Annotated in this window: 13 protein-coding genes; 5 read left to right on the top strand and 8 right to left on the bottom strand. The window is 69.5% G+C overall.

The window, feature by feature from the left end:
• Nucleotides 1–11: 11 nt before the first annotated feature.
• The 4 genes from TFC3_RS05975 to TFC3_RS05960 form a co-directional block, all read right to left on the bottom strand.
• Nucleotides 12–998 (bottom strand): expansin EXLX1 family cellulose-binding protein, encoded by a 987-nt coding sequence (locus TFC3_RS05975; RefSeq protein WP_067496694.1) that lies wholly within the window; start codon nucleotides 996–998, stop codon nucleotides 12–14.
• Between the two features lie 42 nt (nucleotides 999–1040).
• A complete protein-coding gene (locus TFC3_RS05970) occupies nucleotides 1041–1820 on the bottom strand; it encodes an MOSC domain-containing protein (protein ID WP_067496691.1) in 780 nt (259 codons plus the stop codon).
• A 4-nt stretch (nucleotides 1821–1824) separates the two neighbouring features.
• The gene (locus TFC3_RS05965; protein ID WP_067496689.1) at nucleotides 1825–2874 is read right to left on the bottom strand and encodes an RNA ligase RtcB family protein; all 1050 of its coding nucleotides are present in this window, start codon (nucleotides 2872–2874) and stop codon (nucleotides 1825–1827) included.
• Between the two features lie 143 nt (nucleotides 2875–3017).
• Nucleotides 3018–3797: an IclR family transcriptional regulator gene (locus tag TFC3_RS05960; RefSeq protein WP_201787119.1), complete on the bottom strand. Its 780-nt coding sequence runs from the start codon at nucleotides 3795–3797 to the stop codon at nucleotides 3018–3020.
• 78 nt (nucleotides 3798–3875) lie between these two features.
• On the opposite strand from TFC3_RS05960, the gene hutH reads away from it, so the two are divergent.
• Genes hutH through TFC3_RS05935 form a run of 5 tightly spaced genes read left to right on the top strand, consistent with a single transcriptional unit; the run spans nucleotide 3876 to nucleotide 10720 of the window.
• Nucleotides 3876–5444, top strand: a complete 1569-nt coding sequence (gene hutH / locus TFC3_RS05955; RefSeq protein ID WP_067496686.1) for a histidine ammonia-lyase — start codon at nucleotides 3876–3878, stop codon at nucleotides 5442–5444.
• Between the two features lie 14 nt (nucleotides 5445–5458).
• The gene (hutU, locus tag TFC3_RS05950) at nucleotides 5459–7123 is read left to right on the top strand and encodes a urocanate hydratase (protein ID WP_067496683.1); all 1665 of its coding nucleotides are present in this window, start codon (nucleotides 5459–5461) and stop codon (nucleotides 7121–7123) included.
• Nucleotides 7120–8352, top strand: a complete 1233-nt coding sequence (locus TFC3_RS05945; protein WP_067496680.1) for a formimidoylglutamate deiminase — start codon at nucleotides 7120–7122, stop codon at nucleotides 8350–8352. The genes hutU and TFC3_RS05945 overlap by 4 nt, the downstream gene beginning before the upstream one ends.
• The gene (gene hutI, locus TFC3_RS05940) at nucleotides 8352–9539 is read left to right on the top strand and encodes an imidazolonepropionase (protein WP_067496677.1); all 1188 of its coding nucleotides are present in this window, start codon (nucleotides 8352–8354) and stop codon (nucleotides 9537–9539) included. The genes TFC3_RS05945 and hutI overlap by 1 nt, the downstream gene beginning before the upstream one ends.
• Nucleotides 9536–10720, top strand: coding sequence for an allantoate amidohydrolase (locus tag TFC3_RS05935; RefSeq protein ID WP_369819576.1), 1185 nt, complete (start codon nucleotides 9536–9538; stop codon nucleotides 10718–10720). Before hutI ends, TFC3_RS05935 begins: the two co-directional genes overlap by 4 nt.
• Nucleotides 10721–10723: 3 nt before the next feature.
• Here TFC3_RS05935 and TFC3_RS05930 read toward each other — a convergent pair whose 3' ends face one another.
• The 4 genes from TFC3_RS05930 to rph form a co-directional block, all read right to left on the bottom strand.
• On the bottom strand, nucleotides 10724–11923 hold the full coding sequence (locus TFC3_RS05930; protein WP_153040110.1) for a hypothetical protein: 1200 nt from the start codon (nucleotides 11921–11923) through the stop codon (nucleotides 10724–10726).
• Nucleotides 11924–11965: 42 nt separating this feature from the next.
• Nucleotides 11966–12949, bottom strand: a complete 984-nt coding sequence (locus tag TFC3_RS05925; RefSeq protein WP_153040109.1) for a hypothetical protein — start codon at nucleotides 12947–12949, stop codon at nucleotides 11966–11968.
• A 428-nt stretch (nucleotides 12950–13377) separates the two neighbouring features.
• Nucleotides 13378–13992 carry an RdgB/HAM1 family non-canonical purine NTP pyrophosphatase gene (gene rdgB, locus TFC3_RS05915; protein ID WP_067496661.1) on the bottom strand — a complete coding sequence of 205 codons (615 nt, stop codon included), beginning with the start codon at nucleotides 13990–13992 and terminating at the stop codon, nucleotides 13378–13380.
• Nucleotides 13989–14717, bottom strand: coding sequence for a ribonuclease PH (rph, locus tag TFC3_RS05910; protein WP_067496658.1), 729 nt, complete (start codon nucleotides 14715–14717; stop codon nucleotides 13989–13991). Before rph ends, rdgB begins: the two co-directional genes overlap by 4 nt.
• Nucleotides 14718–14823: the final 106 nt, after the last annotated feature.

Here is a 14823-nt window from a genome sequence, read left to right as displayed (position 1 = left end):
GCGGCTGGGGTTCAGCATGTGGCGGGGGGGGGGGTTGGCACTGCCGCCGCGAGGGCCAGGTCTGGAGAAACGGGTGTTTCCGAAATTGCCGTTGTTTTTGCCGGGGAGGGGAGCCCGGCCGCAGAGGGCCGTGCGGAGTTGGAAGGCAGCGCGGAGTCAGAGGGCGACGCGGACGTGGCAGGCGACGCGGACTTAGCCGGCGAGGACGACGACTTCGACGACTTCGTGGCGGCACCGGCGTCGGCGGCGGCACCGGAGGAGCCGGCGAAACGTACCGGCGTCTGCTGCCTCTTGGATGGGGTGAGCTTGATGTTCTTGGCCGTGGCGACGTTGCCGTAGATGTCGGTCATCCTGACCTGGAACGGACCCGGGCCGGTCCGCCGGTCGATCAGCCAGGCGTTGTAGTCCTCATGACCCGCCGTCATCCAGCTACCGCCCGGACCCTTGGCCTGCACCTTCTGGATCGGGTTGGCGTGGTTGTCGATGAGGATGGCCCACCAGTACTGTGACGCGCCCTCCATGAAGGTGATCGTCAGCGGTCCCGGCGTTGCCGCGTTGGGCACCGCCTTGTACGTGATCGGCACGACGCCCTGCGACTCGCTGGCGATCTTCTTGAACGCGGTACGGCTCAGGTCCAGCCAGCCCGGGGTGCATTCGGGGCACTTGTCGAACACCTTGACGCGGACCTTGCCCTTGGGCCCGGTGACGTCGATGTAGCTGCCGCAGGACAGCGCCTCGGAGTACTGGTCGACGCCGAGCGCGACGTACAGGTCATCGGCGGGCGGGTCGAACGAGCAGTTGCCCTGCGTGCCGGCCAGGTCGTAGAAGGTCGCCTTGCCCTCGTGTCCGGTGCTCGACGGCGGGGCCGCGCAGGCGCCGCCACCGTTCTGCAGCAGCAGGGCCACGCCGAGCACCCCGGCGAGCAGAACCGCGCCACCGGACGCAAGCCAGCGGGGTCCGGGCAGCCAGCGGGGGCGAGGGCGGCGATGAGCGGTCACGCCGAGCAATGCTGCGGGGCGGCACGCCCGGCGGCAACCTCTCTAAGAAACGCTTAAGACGGCGTCACCCTGGCGAATGATTCTTGTCTCACCGGGGCGGATGTCCGGGATGAGGAGCAGGCCGAAGAGCAGCTTGCCGTTGACGCGGCGCAGCCGGCCGAGCGTACGCAATGGTTCCTGGCCGCCTTCTCCGGTGTCCTGATCGATGGTCGTCACCAGGCAGCGCCCGCACGCCTCGGCCGCGCGGAACGTGGTGCCGCCAATGGTGAGGCGCCCGCCGAGCCAGCCGTCCTCGGCCCATGCCTCGGCGCCGGTGACCACGATGTTGGGCCGGAAGCGGGTCATGGGGACGTCGAGGCCGAGCGCGGCCAGCGAGGCCTCGTTCGCCAGTTGCACCGGGAAGCCGTCGGCGAAGCTGACCCGGTCGCCCGGCTGCGCGTTGTTCTGGATCGGGCGCGCGGTCGGGTCGGCCAGCCAGGCCAGTCGCGCCGGCCGGCCCAGCAGGCCGGTCAGTAACGCCTCGCCACCGGCGGCCAGGCGGGCGGTTACCGGCGGTTTGGAACTGAAGACACGCAGCATGATCTTCGGGCCGTCGACGGGTTCGGCGACGAACACGCCGTTGAGCAGCACTCCCCCGGGCTGCGGCACCGCGTGCAGCTGGGTCAGGGCCGGCGCCTGCCGCTGGGTGATGCCGACGCCGTCGGAGTCGATGACCATCCAGCGGCGGTCGCCGGCGAAACCCCACGGCTCGATTACCGCTTGGTCGTGGTCCAGGCGGTGACAACCCTTGACGGGGTACGTGTGCAGCGACGCGATCCGCATGACTTCAGCGTCGCACGCGGGCGCTCTCCGGCGTCTTGTACGTGACCAGCGGAACGGTCGCGTACTCCGGGGTCACGAGCCCGTGTTCGACCAGGTCATCGATGACGTGTTCGATCCGCTTGTACGCCGTCGGAGCCTCCTCGAACAGCAGTTGCCGGTCACCGCACACCACCTGCGAACCCAGCGGCGTGCGGCGCAGCTCCTGCACCGTGTGCTTGGCCTGCCCCCGTTTCAACGCATCAGCCCGGGACATCTTGCGGCCAGCACCGTGCGCGACCGAGTAGTTGGCGTGCGCGCCGGCGTGGGCGGACACGAGGTACGAGCGCGTGCCCCTCGTACCGGCGATCAGGACTCTGCGGTTGTCCCCCCGAGCGGCACCCTTGCGATGCAGGTAGCAGCCGTCCACGACCTCGACCAGGTTGTGGCTCTCATCCACGATCGGCTCGCCGATGCGGGTGCCGAGCGCGTCGCCCACCCGCTCGGCGAGCATGCGCCGGTTGAGCGACCCCCAACGCATGGCATGGTCGTGCGCGGCCAGATAGGCCTGCGGATCGGCCGCCGGCCCAGCACCATGCTGCTCGGTGTGCGCGCGCAGAATCCGCTCGCCGAGCCCCCGCGAGCCGCTGTGCACGATCAGCACCAGGTCATCGGTCTTCTCGATCCTGGCAAGCTCAACGAAGTGGTTGCCGCGCCCGACGGTGCCGAAGCCGCTCGTGTGCCCCCGCAGTTCCGCGCGGTCAATGACATCCCAGGCGGGGTCGTCGTCGTCCGGCTCGGCATCAAGGTTGGGAAAGCGCCGAGCCAGCCGCTCGGGAACAGCTTTGCGCAGGCTGACCGGATAGACGGCGATGCCGCAGCCGATGTCGGCGCCGACGAGGAACGGATAGAGCACGGTGGAGAGCATCGCCGCGCCGATCGGTGCACCCTTACCGGGGTGCAGGTCGGGCATTGCGGCCACGTGCAGCATCCCGGGAAGCGCGGCGACCTGGTGGCACTGGTCCAGCGCAGACGACTCGATCCAGCTGGAGGGTGAGGCGAAGACGGTGACGGGCATGACGGTCCTTCAGACATGGGTGTTCAGCAAGGAAGCGTGGGTGCCTGTCAGTACGTCATGACCCGAACGGTAGAGCACCTGATCATCCGGGCCAACCCATTAAACGAGCCGGTTCGACAAACGCGGGTGACAAAGAATCCGGCCTAACGGGGGGCCTGCGGGGTGAGTTCCAGGCCCCGGATGCGGCGGGCGAGTTCGTTGGCGTGCCTGCGGACGGCGTCGACCAGCCCCGGCCGCTCGGCGTCGGTGACGTGGTCCTGCGGATAGGTCACCGCAATCCCCGCGACCGGCCAGCCCGACCGGTCCCGGATCACCACCGCCACCGACACCAGGCCCTCGGTGACCTCGCCGTCCTCCAAGGCGTACCCCTGCCGCCGCTCGCGGACCAGAACCGCCCGCAACTCCGACAGGCGGGTGACGCTCGTTTCGCCGCGGTCGGCGAAAGCGGCCCGGTTCGGGAACAGGGCGCGGAGTTGGCCGTCGGGCAGCGCGGCCAGTTGAGCGCGGCCGCTGGCGGTTATGTGGCTGGGCAGCCGGACACCGGCGTTGGTCACCAGGGGCGGGCGGCGAGGGGCGCGCTCCTCAACCAGATAGATCACGTCACGGCCGTGCAGCACCGAGAGGTGCGCGGACTGGCCCACGCGGTCGACCAGGGCGGCAAGGATGGGGGCGCCGAGACGGGCCAGGGGCTCTTGGCGGGCGAAGCCGGAGCTCATCTCGAACGCGGCGATGCCGATGCCGTAGCGCTCGACCTCCGGGTAGTGGATGACGAACCCGTGCTCCTCCAGGATGCCGAGCAGCCGGTACACCGTTGAGCGCGGCAGGCCGAGGGCTGCGGTGATGGTGGCGGCGGCTACTGGGCCGCGCTGGGTGGACAGGTAGGTCAGCATCCGCAGGGTGTGGTGGGCGGCCGGCGATTGCACGCCCGTCAGTCTCACATGTGGGACACCGATCGCGGGTACGCCCTCCTTCGCGCGCTGAGATTGTGCTCGGATGAAGGCATGGCCCTCACCTCGACCACTACCGGCCGGACCGCCTCGGTTTCCCTGGGCGCGGCCGCCCCTGCGCTTGCTGACGTGGTCGCCATCGCCCGCGACAATGCATCCATTAATATCGATGAGACGGCGCTTGCTGCCGTTGCCGGGACACGTAAGCTGATCGAGGCGCTCGCCGACGACGTGGAACCGCACTACGGGATCAGCACCGGCTTCGGGGCGCTGGCCACCACGTTCATTTCGACCGACCGCCGGACCCAGCTGCAGCAGAGCCTGGTCCGCTCGCATGCCGCGGGCTCCGGTCCGGAGGTCGAGCGCGAGGTGGTCCGGGCGCTGATGACGCTGCGGCTTTCCACTCTTCTGACCGGTCGCACAGGGGTACGGCCACAAGTCGCCACAACCTACGCCGCCGTGCTCAACGCCGGGATCACCCCGGTGGTCCACGAGTACGGCTCGCTCGGCTGCTCCGGCGACCTCGCCCCGCTCGCCCACTGCGCCCTGGTCATCATGGGCGAAGGCCAGGCCCGCACCAGCGACGGCCGGCTGGTCAGCGGCGGCGAAGCCCTGGCCGGGGCGGGCATCGAACCGGTCCTGCTCGCCGAGAAGGAGGGCCTGGCGCTGATCAACGGCACCGACGGCATGCTCGGCCACCTCATTCTCGCCCTGGCGGACCTGGACCGGCTGATGCCGGCCGCCGACATCGCCGGCGCGATGAGCGTCGAAGCGTTGCTGGGCACCGACGCCGTGTTCGCCGCGGATCTGCAGGCGCTGCGCCCGCAACTCGGGCAAGCCGCGGCGGCGGCGAACTACCGCGCGTTGCTGCACGACTCGCCGCTGATCGCCAGCCACAAGGGTCCGGAGTGCACCCGGGTGCAGGACGCGTACTCACTGCGCTGTGCCCCGCAGGTGCACGGCGCCGCCCGCGACACCGTGGAGCATGCCCGCCTGATCGCCGGGCGTGAGCTGGCCTCGGCGATCGACAACCCCGTGGTCACCCCGGACGGCCGGGTGGAATCCAATGGCAACTTCCACGGCGCGCCCGTGGCGTACGTCCTCGACTTCCTGGCCATCGCCGTCGCCGATGTGGCCAGCATCTCCGAGCGTCGCACCGACCGCATGCTCGACCAGAACCGCAGTCAGGGCCTGCCCCCGTTCCTGGCCGACGAGGTCGGCGTCGACTCCGGGCTGATGATCGCCCAGTACACCGCGGCCGGCATCACCAGCGAACTCAAGCGCCTGGCCGCCCCCGCGTCGGTTGATTCCATCCCGTCCTCGGCGATGCAGGAGGACCACGTCTCGATGGGCTGGGCCGCGGCCCGCAAGCTCCGCAAGGCGATCGACGGGCTGACCCAGGTGCTCGCGATCGAAATCATGACGGCTGCCCGGGGCATCGACCTGCGCGCCCCGCTGCAACCCGGCCCGGCCACCGGCCAGGTGCTGCACGCCGTACGGGAAAAGGTCGCCGGTCCGGGCGCCGACCGTTTCCTGGCCCCCGACATCGCGGCCGTGACCGCCGCCGTTCGCTCCGGATCGCTGCTGGCCGCCGCCCGCCGGGCCGCCGGCCCCCTCGCCTGAAAGGGACTTGGCAAATGACGGACTTCTCCCTGGGGGCGCGTGCGGTGAAGGCCGCCCGCGGCTCGCAGATCACCGCGAAGTCGTGGCAGACCGAGGCGCCGATGCGCATGCTGATGAACAACCTGGACCCCGAGGTGGCCGAGCGCCCCGATGACCTGGTCGTGTACGGGGGCACCGGGCGGGCGGCGCGTAGCTGGGCGGCGTTCGACGCGATCGTGGCGACCCTGCGCGAGCTTGAGGCTGACGAGACGCTGCTGGTGCAGTCGGGCAAACCGGTGGGCGTTTTTCGTACCCATGAATGGGCTCCCCGGGTTTTGATCGCGAACTCGAACCTGGTGGGTGACTGGGCGAACTGGCCGGAGTTCCGCCGCCTCGAGCAGGCCGGGCTGACCATGTACGGCCAGATGACCGCCGGTTCGTGGATCTACATCGGCACCCAGGGCATCCTGCAGGGCACCTACGAGACGTTCGCTGCCGTCGCGGCCAAGCGCGGAGCTACTTCGCTGGCCGGCACGCTGACTCTGACCGCGGGGGCCGGCGGGATGGGCGGTGCTCAGCCGCTGGCCGTGACCCTCAACGGCGGTGCGGTGCTGGTGGTCGACGTGGACGCGGCCCGGTTGCGCCGCCGCGTCGAGCACCGCTACCTCGACGAGATGACCGGCAACCTCGACGAGGCCCTCGCCAAGGTAACCGCGGCGAAGAACGAAACCCGTGCGCTGTCGGTCGGTGTGGTCGGCAACGCGGCCACCGTTTTCCCGCAGCTGCTCGCGATGGGCGCGCCGATCGACATCGTCACCGACCAGACCAGCGCGCACGACCCACTGAGCTACCTGCCCGAGGGCATCGGCGTCGAGCAGTGGCACCAGCGCGCAGCCGAGGACCCGGAAAGCTTCACCAAAGCGGCCCGCGCGAGCATGGCCAAGCACGTCGAAGCGATGGTCGGTTTCCTTGACCGCGGTGCCGACGTCTTCGACTACGGCAACTCCATCCGGGCCGAGGCCGAACTCGGCGGCTACGACAGGGCGTTCGCGTTCCCCGGGTTCGTACCGGCTTACATCCGCCCGCAGTTCGAGGAGGGCCGCGGCCCGTTCCGGTGGGCCGCGCTGTCCGGCGACCCGGCCGACATCGCCAAGACCGACCGGGCCATCCTCGACCTCTTCCCCGGCAACGAACCGCTGGCCCGCTGGATCAAGGCGGCCGGCGAGAAGGTCCACTTCGAGGGGCTGCCCGCGCGGATCTGCTGGCTCGGCTACCAGGAACGCCACCTGGCCGGCCTCAAGTTCAACGAGATGGTGGCCTCCGGCGAGCTCAGCGCCCCGATCGTGATCGGCCGCGACCACCTGGACTCCGGCTCGGTGGCCTCGCCCTACCGCGAGACCGAGGCGATGAAGGACGGCTCGGACGCGATCGCCGACTGGCCCCTGCTCAACGCGCTGCTCAACACCGCGTCCGGAGCCACCTGGGTGTCGCTGCACCACGGCGGCGGCGTGGGCATCGGCCGGTCCATCCACGCCGGTCAGGTCACCGTGGCCGACGGCACCGAGCTGGCCGCGCAGAAGATCGCCCGGGTGCTGACCAACGACCCGGGCACCGGCGTGATGCGCCACGTCGACGCCGGCTACGAGCGCGCCGCCGAGGTCGCCCGGGACCGCGGGCTCAAGATCCCGATGCAGCCGTGAGGGTCTTTGCCGAGCACTTGGTGCTGCCCGAGGGCGTACGGCACAACGTGTGGCTCGACACCGGCGGCACCGAGGGACCGGCTGAGGTACGGCTGGGCACTGTGGTTCCGGCGTTCGCCAACACGCATTCACACGCCTTCCATCGGCTGCTGCGCGGGCGTACCAACGGTGGTGGCGGTGACTTCTGGCGGTGGCGCACCGAGATGTACGCGGTGGCCGCGCGCCTGGACCCGGACCTGATGTACGAGGTTGCCGCGCTGGTCTACGCCGAGATGGTCGCCGCCGGGTACTCCTCGGTGGGCGAATTCCACTATGTGCACCATGCTGCGGACGGGACGCCGTACCCGAAGCACGACATGGAACTCGCCCTGGTCGCCGCGGCGCATACCGCCGGGATCCGGCTCACCTTGCTGGACACGCTCTACCTGCACGGCGGTTTCGGCCGGCCACTGGGTGAGCAGCAGCGCCGGTTCGGTGACGGCAACGTCGAGCGGTGGCTGGAACGCTGGCACGACCTGCGAGCGGTGGTGCGCGGGGCGACGCTGGGGGCGGCATTTCACTCGGTACGGGCGGTGGCCCCGTCGGAGCTGGCCGCGGCGGTACGGGGGTTGCCGGAGGACGTACCCCTGCATGTGCACCTGTCGGAACAGCCGGCCGAGAACGAGGAATGCTTGCAGGAGACGGGACTGACGCCGGCTGCGTTGTTGCAGTCCGCCGGGGCGTTGTCGCCGCGCACCACGGTCGTGCACGCCACCCACCTCAGCGATGACGACGTGCGCCTCCTCGGTGCAAGCGAGGTTGCCGTGGCGATGTGCCCGAGCACCGAAGGTGACCTTGGCGACGGGTTGGGGCGGGCACGAGACCTCGCCGAGGCAGGCGCGCGGATCACGATTGGCTCCGATCAGCACGTGACGATCGACCCGTTCGAGGAGCTGCGGCTGGTCGAACGCGGGGCCCGGCTCGCATCAGGGGAGCGCGGCGTGTTCACGCCCGGTGAGCTGTGGACGATGGGCACCACCGACGGTCACCATGCCTTGCGGCAGGACGCCTCGATTGACCTTGTCGAGGTGGATGCGGCTTCGGTTCGTACCCTGGGAAGCCGGCCCGAGGAACTGGTCCTGACCGCTACGGCGAGTGACGTGCGAACCGTGATCACACAGGGTGCGCTGCGGGCCGGTCCCGATCTCGACCGGGCGGCACGGCTGTTCCGCTCGGTGGAAGGCTGCTGATGAGTGAGTTGATCACTAACATCGGTCAGTTGGTCACCGCCGATCCGGCCGCGGGCGAGGGGCCACTGGGCATCCTGCACGATGCGGCGCTGGTGCTGGACAACGGCAAGGTGGCGTGGCTCGGGCCGCGGCAATCGGCCCCGGCGGCTGACACCAGCGTGGACGCAGGCGGAGCCACGGTCGTGCCCGGCTTTGTCGACAGCCACTCGCATCTGGTGTTCGGCGGAGACCGAGCCGACGAATTCGACGCGCGCATGTCCGGCCAGCCCTACACCGCAGGCGGAATCCGGCGAACCGTCGAAGCAACCCGTTCCGCGTCCACTGAGGAATTGACGGCGCACACCGCGAAACTGCTCGACGAGGCATTGCGGTCGGGAACCACAACCATGGAAATCAAATCGGGGTACGGCCTCAGCGTGCCCGATGAACGCCGTGTTCTCGACATCGCTTCCCGTTTCACCAGTGAGACGACATTCCTCGGGGCGCACGTCGTCCCCGCGGAAGCCGAGTCGGCGGCCGCCTACGTCGAGCTGGTTGCCGGGGAAATGCTCGACGCCGTGGCCCCGGTGGCCCGGTGGATCGACGTTTTCTGCGATCAAGGCGCGTTCGATGTCGAGCAGGCGCGCACCATTCTGACCGCGGGCGCCAAGCGGGGGCTGGGTTTGCGGTTGCACGCCAATCAGCTGGGCCCTTCGGGGGCCGCCCAGCTCGGTGTTGAGCTGGGCGCGGCGAGCATTGACCATTGCACATTTCTGTCCGGCGACGACGTTGCCGCGCTCGCCGGGTCGGACACGGTTGCTACGTTCGTACCGGGGGCAGAGTTTTCGACCCGGCAGCCGTTCCCGGACATTTCCCGGCTGCGCGATGCCGGGGTGAGCTGGGCGATCGCCACCGACTGCAACCCCGGCTCGTCGTACACCAGCTCCCTTCCGTTCTGCATCGCCCTGGCCGTGCGCGACATGCACATGACCCCCGCCGAAGCGCTTCTCGCGGCAACCCGCGGCGGGGCCCGGGCGTTGCGCCGCGACGATATCGGGCGGCTTTCCTCAGGTGCGCGGGCAGATGCGATTCTGCTTGACGCGCCGTCCTTCGTGCACCTGGCCTATCGTCCGGGAGTACACCTCGTCCGGACCGTCTGGCAGCACGGTCGCCGCACCACAAGCTGGCAACTCCCGGAGGCACAGTGACCGCGACGTTTCAGCGACTCTGGCAGGAAATCGCGCCCATCGGCCGCGACAGCAAGGGCGGCTATTCACGGTACGCCCTGAGCGCCCCCGAACTCGTGCTGCGCGACTGGTTCCGCAATCAGGCGGCGCGCCGATCCATGAATGTCACCGAGGACGGCAACGGCAACCTGTTCGCCTGGTGGGGAACGCCATGGGGCCACCACGCGGTGATTACCGGATCGCACTTCGACTCGGTGCCGCACGGCGGTGGTTACGACGGGCCGCTCGGCATTGTCAGCGCTTTTCTGGCAGTGGACCTGCTGCGCGAACGCGGAATCACGCCGGCCAAACCGATCGGGATCGCCGCGTTCGTGGAGGAGGAAGGCGGGCGGTTCGGCGTCCCGTGCCTGGGTTCGCGGCTGCTCACCGGGGCCATCACGCCGGAGAAGGCGGCCCAGCTGTGCGACGCGGACGGGATCACCTTCGCCGAGGCGCTCGGTGCCCCGCCGGCCGGCGCTCTGCCCGACCTGGTGACCCGGATGTCCGCCGTGGTCGAGCTGCACATCGAGCAGGGCCGGGCCCTCGACGACCTAGGCGCCAGCGTCGGCGTGGCCAGCGCGATCTGGCCGCACGGGCGGTGGCGGATGGACTTCACCGGCGCCGGTGACCACGCCGGGACCACGCGGATGGCCGACCGGCAGGACCCGATGCTGACGTTCGCGTACACGGTGCTGGCCGCCAACAAGGAGGCCCGGCTGGCCGGGGCGCACGCAACCATCGCCCGGGTGCTTGTCGAACCCAACGCCACCAACGCGATCCCGTCGCTGGTCCGCGGCTGGCTCGACGCGCGCGCCGAGGACACCGCAACGCTGGACCGGCTGGTGGAGGCGGTCGTCAAACGCGCCCACGAGCGTGCCAGCCGCGACGGCACCACGCTCGCGGTTGAGCCGGAGTCCAGCTCCCCCGAAGTCGCCTTCGACCACGCGTTGCGGGAACGCCTCGCCGGCATCCTCGGTGGCGCCCCGATCCTGCCGACCGGTGCAGGCCACGACGCCGGGGTGCTGTCGGCGCACGTACCAACGGCGATGCTGTTCGTCCGCAACCCGACGGGCGTCTCCCACTCCCCCGCCGAGCACGCCCCCGACGAGGACTGCACGGCCGGGGTGCGGGCGCTGGCCGACGTGCTGGAGACCCTGGCGTAGGGTCTAGCGCTTCTCGGTTTTGACGATGATGACTCGTTCGCCGGTGCCCGCCGGGTCGTCGAACTGGCGGGCCAGGTAGATCCAGTTGGCGTCCACCGCGACGGCATCGGCGTGCGCGGCGACCGTTGCCGCGCTGCCGTTCGGCTTGATCCGCAGCACCTCGGTCTGCTCGGTGCGCTGGCGCTTCGAAGCCTGCAGGAGGGTGCGCTGGGCGTCGCTGACGTCGCCGGTCCAGTTGAAGGATTCGGGCAGGTCGTCCAGCCCGGAGGCCCGGTTCACCAGATACAGGTCACCGGCCTGGTCGGCGACCATGCTGGGAGTGCTGCGCGGAATCGAGCTGCTGCCGCGGGGTGAGCGGGTTTCGTACAGGTAGAGCCTGAGGTCGGCGGCCTGCCCCCGGTCGGCGAACGGCTTGCGGGCCTCGGGGATCCGGCGGTAGTCCTTGACCCCGATCACCTTGCGAGCGGTGCCGTCCGGGCGTACCACGATGGCACTGGACCCGGTGGCGACGAAGATGTTGCCGTCCCCACCGGCCGCGATCGCGTTGTTGAAGGGGCTGTCCAACTGCACGGCCGTGGCCCGGGTGCCGTCGGGGAAGCCGCGCTCCGAGGTGTACTGGCTGGTCTTGCTGGAACCGGCCAGGGTCTTCAGTTTGCCGCCGACGACGGTGCGGAGCTGAGGGAAGTTGACCTCGAGGTCCTCGGTGTAAAGGAGCTGTCCGTTCGTACCGAATCCCACGCTTCCGGCTTGCGGCACTCGCGCCTTGTTCGCGGCACTGCCGTCCGTCGCCTCCCCGGTCGCTTCCCGGCCGCCCAGCACGCGCCGCGAAGAGCCATCCGCGTCGATGCGGAAGATGCCGCCGTCGCCGTTCCAGATCGAGACGTAAATGTTGTTGTCCGGCCCGACGCTGGCCTGGCTGATGTACTTGGCCTCGAACACGTTCTTGACCTCGGTGTGGGCCAGCTGACCGTTCTTGACCGTCCACAGCATCAACTGCTGGTCGATCATGGTCAGCACCCGCAGCACATCGTCACCGCCGTTGACCATGGCAATGAGCCGCCCGTCGAGCCGCGCCTCCGTCGCCGTGCCGCTGGTGCCCGGCCCGCCGCCGGCCACAACCTCGACCGCTTGCGCGTCATCCTCGCCACAACCGGCCAAGGTGAGCAGGAGCAGGGCGACGATGGCAATTCCCCGTGCTTTCACGCGGTGCATATAGGTCTTCGGCGCCCGCCTTCGCGCCCCCGGTCACCGCTTGGCAGTCCGAACCACCACCACCCGATCGCCTCCCTGATCGTCGTGAAAGGCCCGAGCCAGATAAATCCACTCCCCGTGTACGGCCACAGCGTCGGCATGCCCGGCAACAGTTGCCGCGTTGCCGTCGGGATCGATCTGCAGCACCTCGGTGTCCTGATCCCGTTCGGCCCGCGACGTGACCAGCAGCTCCCGCTGCGCATCGGAAACGTCTCCGGTCCAGTCGAAAGACCCCGGAAGAAAGCCCCACCGGTACGTGTCGTTGACGAAATACACGTTGCCGGCCGCATCGCTGACCAGCTCGGAATGCGGGTCCAGATGAACGGGAACATCGGTGCCCCGGCCCCGGCTGACAAACGGCTTCTCGGGCCAATCCGCGGCATCCTCAACCGAGCCGGCGATGTGCTGCGCGGTGCCGTCTGGTCGTACCGCAATGACCTGTTCGTTTGTGACGGCGGCGTAGAGGGTGCCCTTCGGGGTCACGGCCACCGGCAGGGAGGCTGCGCCCTCGGCGGTGATGGCCGTGCCTGCGGTGCCTTCGGGGAATCCGTTGCGGGCGCTGGGGGTGGCCCAGGTTGATTCTCTGGCTGTGGTGAGGTCGCGGCCCAGCAGGGTTTTACCTGCTGTTCGGACGAGGTGATGGGGTACGGGCTGGGGGCGGCGCTCAGCGACATACGTCCGCCCGGCCATGTCGAAGGCCAGCCCGTCTATTGCGGTGCTGCTCTTGGTTCCTTGGGGATGACCCGGCTCGCTTCCGGCGGCTTGGACGGTTTCCCGGCTCGCCGACCCGTCCGGCCGGATCCGCCAGACCCCGCCTTCGCCGTTCGACAAGGCGACGCGCACCAACCCGTCCGTGCCCGCTCCGGCCTGACTGACGTACTCGGCCTCGACGTCTGATACGGCCACCCGGGTCAGCCGCCCGTCCGCCACCGACCACATCACGAGCCGCAGATCCTGCTGGGTGAGGACGTGCAACACCCCGTCGCCCCCATGACCATCTGCACGAGCCGGCCCCGGATAGCTGCCTTCACCGCAGCACCCGCAGCCTCCGTCCCGCCCCCGGCAACCATCTCGACAACCTGCGGATCATCCAGGTCATCGACGAGATCACAGCCCCCAGCGCCGAGCAAGAGAGCCATGACGACCGCAACCCCCGCAAGCTTCACGCCGTGGATAGTAGGTCGTTCCACCCGTCATCCGGGATGGCCAACAGGCCGCATACAACACCCGCGCGGCTGGTCAGCACCCGCTACTCACCCAGGTTGTGTTTCGCAGGGGATGGCCAGCCGGCGGCGTGTGCCGGGGCATGCGGCGTTCGCGGTAATGCGCCCAGCCGCCGCCTGGCCGCACGGCGCTACCGCCGGCATCGAGGTGGCCCAGCCGCGTGCGGCCGGACGCCGATCAGCTCAGCGCGGCAACTCCTTGGCAATCACCTTCGAGAGCTCCCGGAACGCCTTCCCCCGGTGGCTGATCGCGTCCTTTTCCACCGGGCTGAGTTCCGCGTTCGTCTTGTCCTGCCCGTCGCCCAGGAAAATCGGGTCATACCCGAATCCCCCGGTTCCGCGCCGGGCGCGCAGAATCCGCCCGCTCTGCCGGCCCTCGACCAGGTGCTCACGGCCGTTCGGAAGCACCAGGGCTGCCGCGCACACGAACGCTCCACCACGGTGCTCGTCCGGCACGTCGCCGATCTGCCCGAGCAGGAGGTCCAGGTTTGCCTGGTCGTTGCCGTGGGTGCCGGACCAGCGGGCGCTGAACACGCCGGGCATGCCGTTGAGCGCGTCGACCGCGATTCCCGAGTCGTCGGCGACCGTGGGCAGGCCCGTACGGGAAACGCCTTCACGGGCTTTGATCAGTGCGTTTTCGCCGAAGGTCAGGCCCGGCTCCGCCACGTCGGGGTAGCCCGGGAAATCGCCGAGGCCGACCAGCTCGACGCCACCCGATCCGAGCGTGGCATCGAGGATGCGCTGCAGCTCGACGAGCTTCTTCTTGTTGGCTGTGGCCAGCAGCAGCCGGGCGGTCATGATGCGAGCGCCTTCTGCTGTGCGGCGGCCAGCTCCGCGCACCCGAGCACGCCCAAGTCGAGCAGGGCGTCGAGCTGGTCGCGGCGGAACACGTTGGCCTCGCCGGTGCCCTGAACCTCGACGAAGTCGCCCTCGCCGGTGCACACCACGTTCATGTCGACCTCGGCGGCGACATCCTCGTCATACATGAGGTCAAGGCGCGCCTCGCCCGCAATGATGCCGACGCTTACCGCTTGGATGGATCGGTGCAGCACGTTGGCCGGCTTGCCCGCGAGGGCCTTGCGCCCGGCGAGCCAGCCCACCGCGTCGTGCAGCGCCACGTATGCGCCGGTAATTGCGGCCGTGCGGGTGCCGCCGTCGGCCTGCAGCACGTCACAGTCGAGAACGATGGAGTTTTCGCCAAGCGCCTTGAGGTCGATGCAGGCGCGCAGGCTTCGCCCGATCAGGCGGGAAATCTCCTGCGTGCGGCCGCCAACCTTGCCCTTGACGCTCTCACGGTCACCGCGCGTGTTTGTCGCGCGGGGCAGCATCGCGTATTCGGCGGTCAGCCAGCCGAGGCCGGAGCCTTTGCGCCAGCGCGGCACGCCCTCGGTCACGCTGGCCGTGCACAGCACACGCGTATTGCCGAACTCGACGAGCACCGATCCCTCGGGATGGATGCTCCACCGGCGCGTGAGGGTCACGGGACGGAGTTGGTCAGGCGCTCGGCCGTCGGGTCGGGACATGGCCAAGAGCCTAGACGAGTAATTCCTAACCGCGGTTAGTGGTCGTAGGCGATGAGTGACCTGGTCACGGGCTGGCCGGTTGCCCGGTTGTGCCAGATTGCGGCGG

The organism is Actinoplanes sp. TFC3 (genome assembly GCF_001553785.1).
In the GTDB taxonomy this organism is placed as follows: domain Bacteria; phylum Actinomycetota; class Actinomycetes; order Mycobacteriales; family Micromonosporaceae; genus Actinoplanes.
The sequence above is the reverse complement of the archived record's forward strand: the minus strand, read 5'-3'. Positions and strand labels throughout refer to the sequence as shown.

Excerpts from the sequence above, each read along its gene's own strand:
- hutI (WP_067496677.1), top strand. The coding sequence starts at position 8,352 with ATGAGTGAGTTGATCACTAACATCGGTCAGTTGGTCACCGCCGATCCG.
- rph (WP_067496658.1), bottom strand. The coding sequence starts at position 14,717 with ATGTCCCGACCCGACGGCCGAGCGCCTGACCAACTCCGTCCCGTGACC.
- rdgB (WP_067496661.1), bottom strand. The coding sequence starts at position 13,992 with ATGACCGCCCGGCTGCTGCTGGCCACAGCCAACAAGAAGAAGCTCGTC.
- hutH (WP_067496686.1), top strand. The coding sequence starts at position 3,876 with ATGGCCCTCACCTCGACCACTACCGGCCGGACCGCCTCGGTTTCCCTG.
- TFC3_RS05965 (WP_067496689.1), bottom strand. The coding sequence starts at position 2,874 with ATGCCCGTCACCGTCTTCGCCTCACCCTCCAGCTGGATCGAGTCGTCT.
- TFC3_RS05970 (WP_067496691.1), bottom strand. The coding sequence starts at position 1,820 with ATGCGGATCGCGTCGCTGCACACGTACCCCGTCAAGGGTTGTCACCGC.
- hutU (WP_067496683.1), top strand. The coding sequence starts at position 5,459 with ATGACGGACTTCTCCCTGGGGGCGCGTGCGGTGAAGGCCGCCCGCGGC.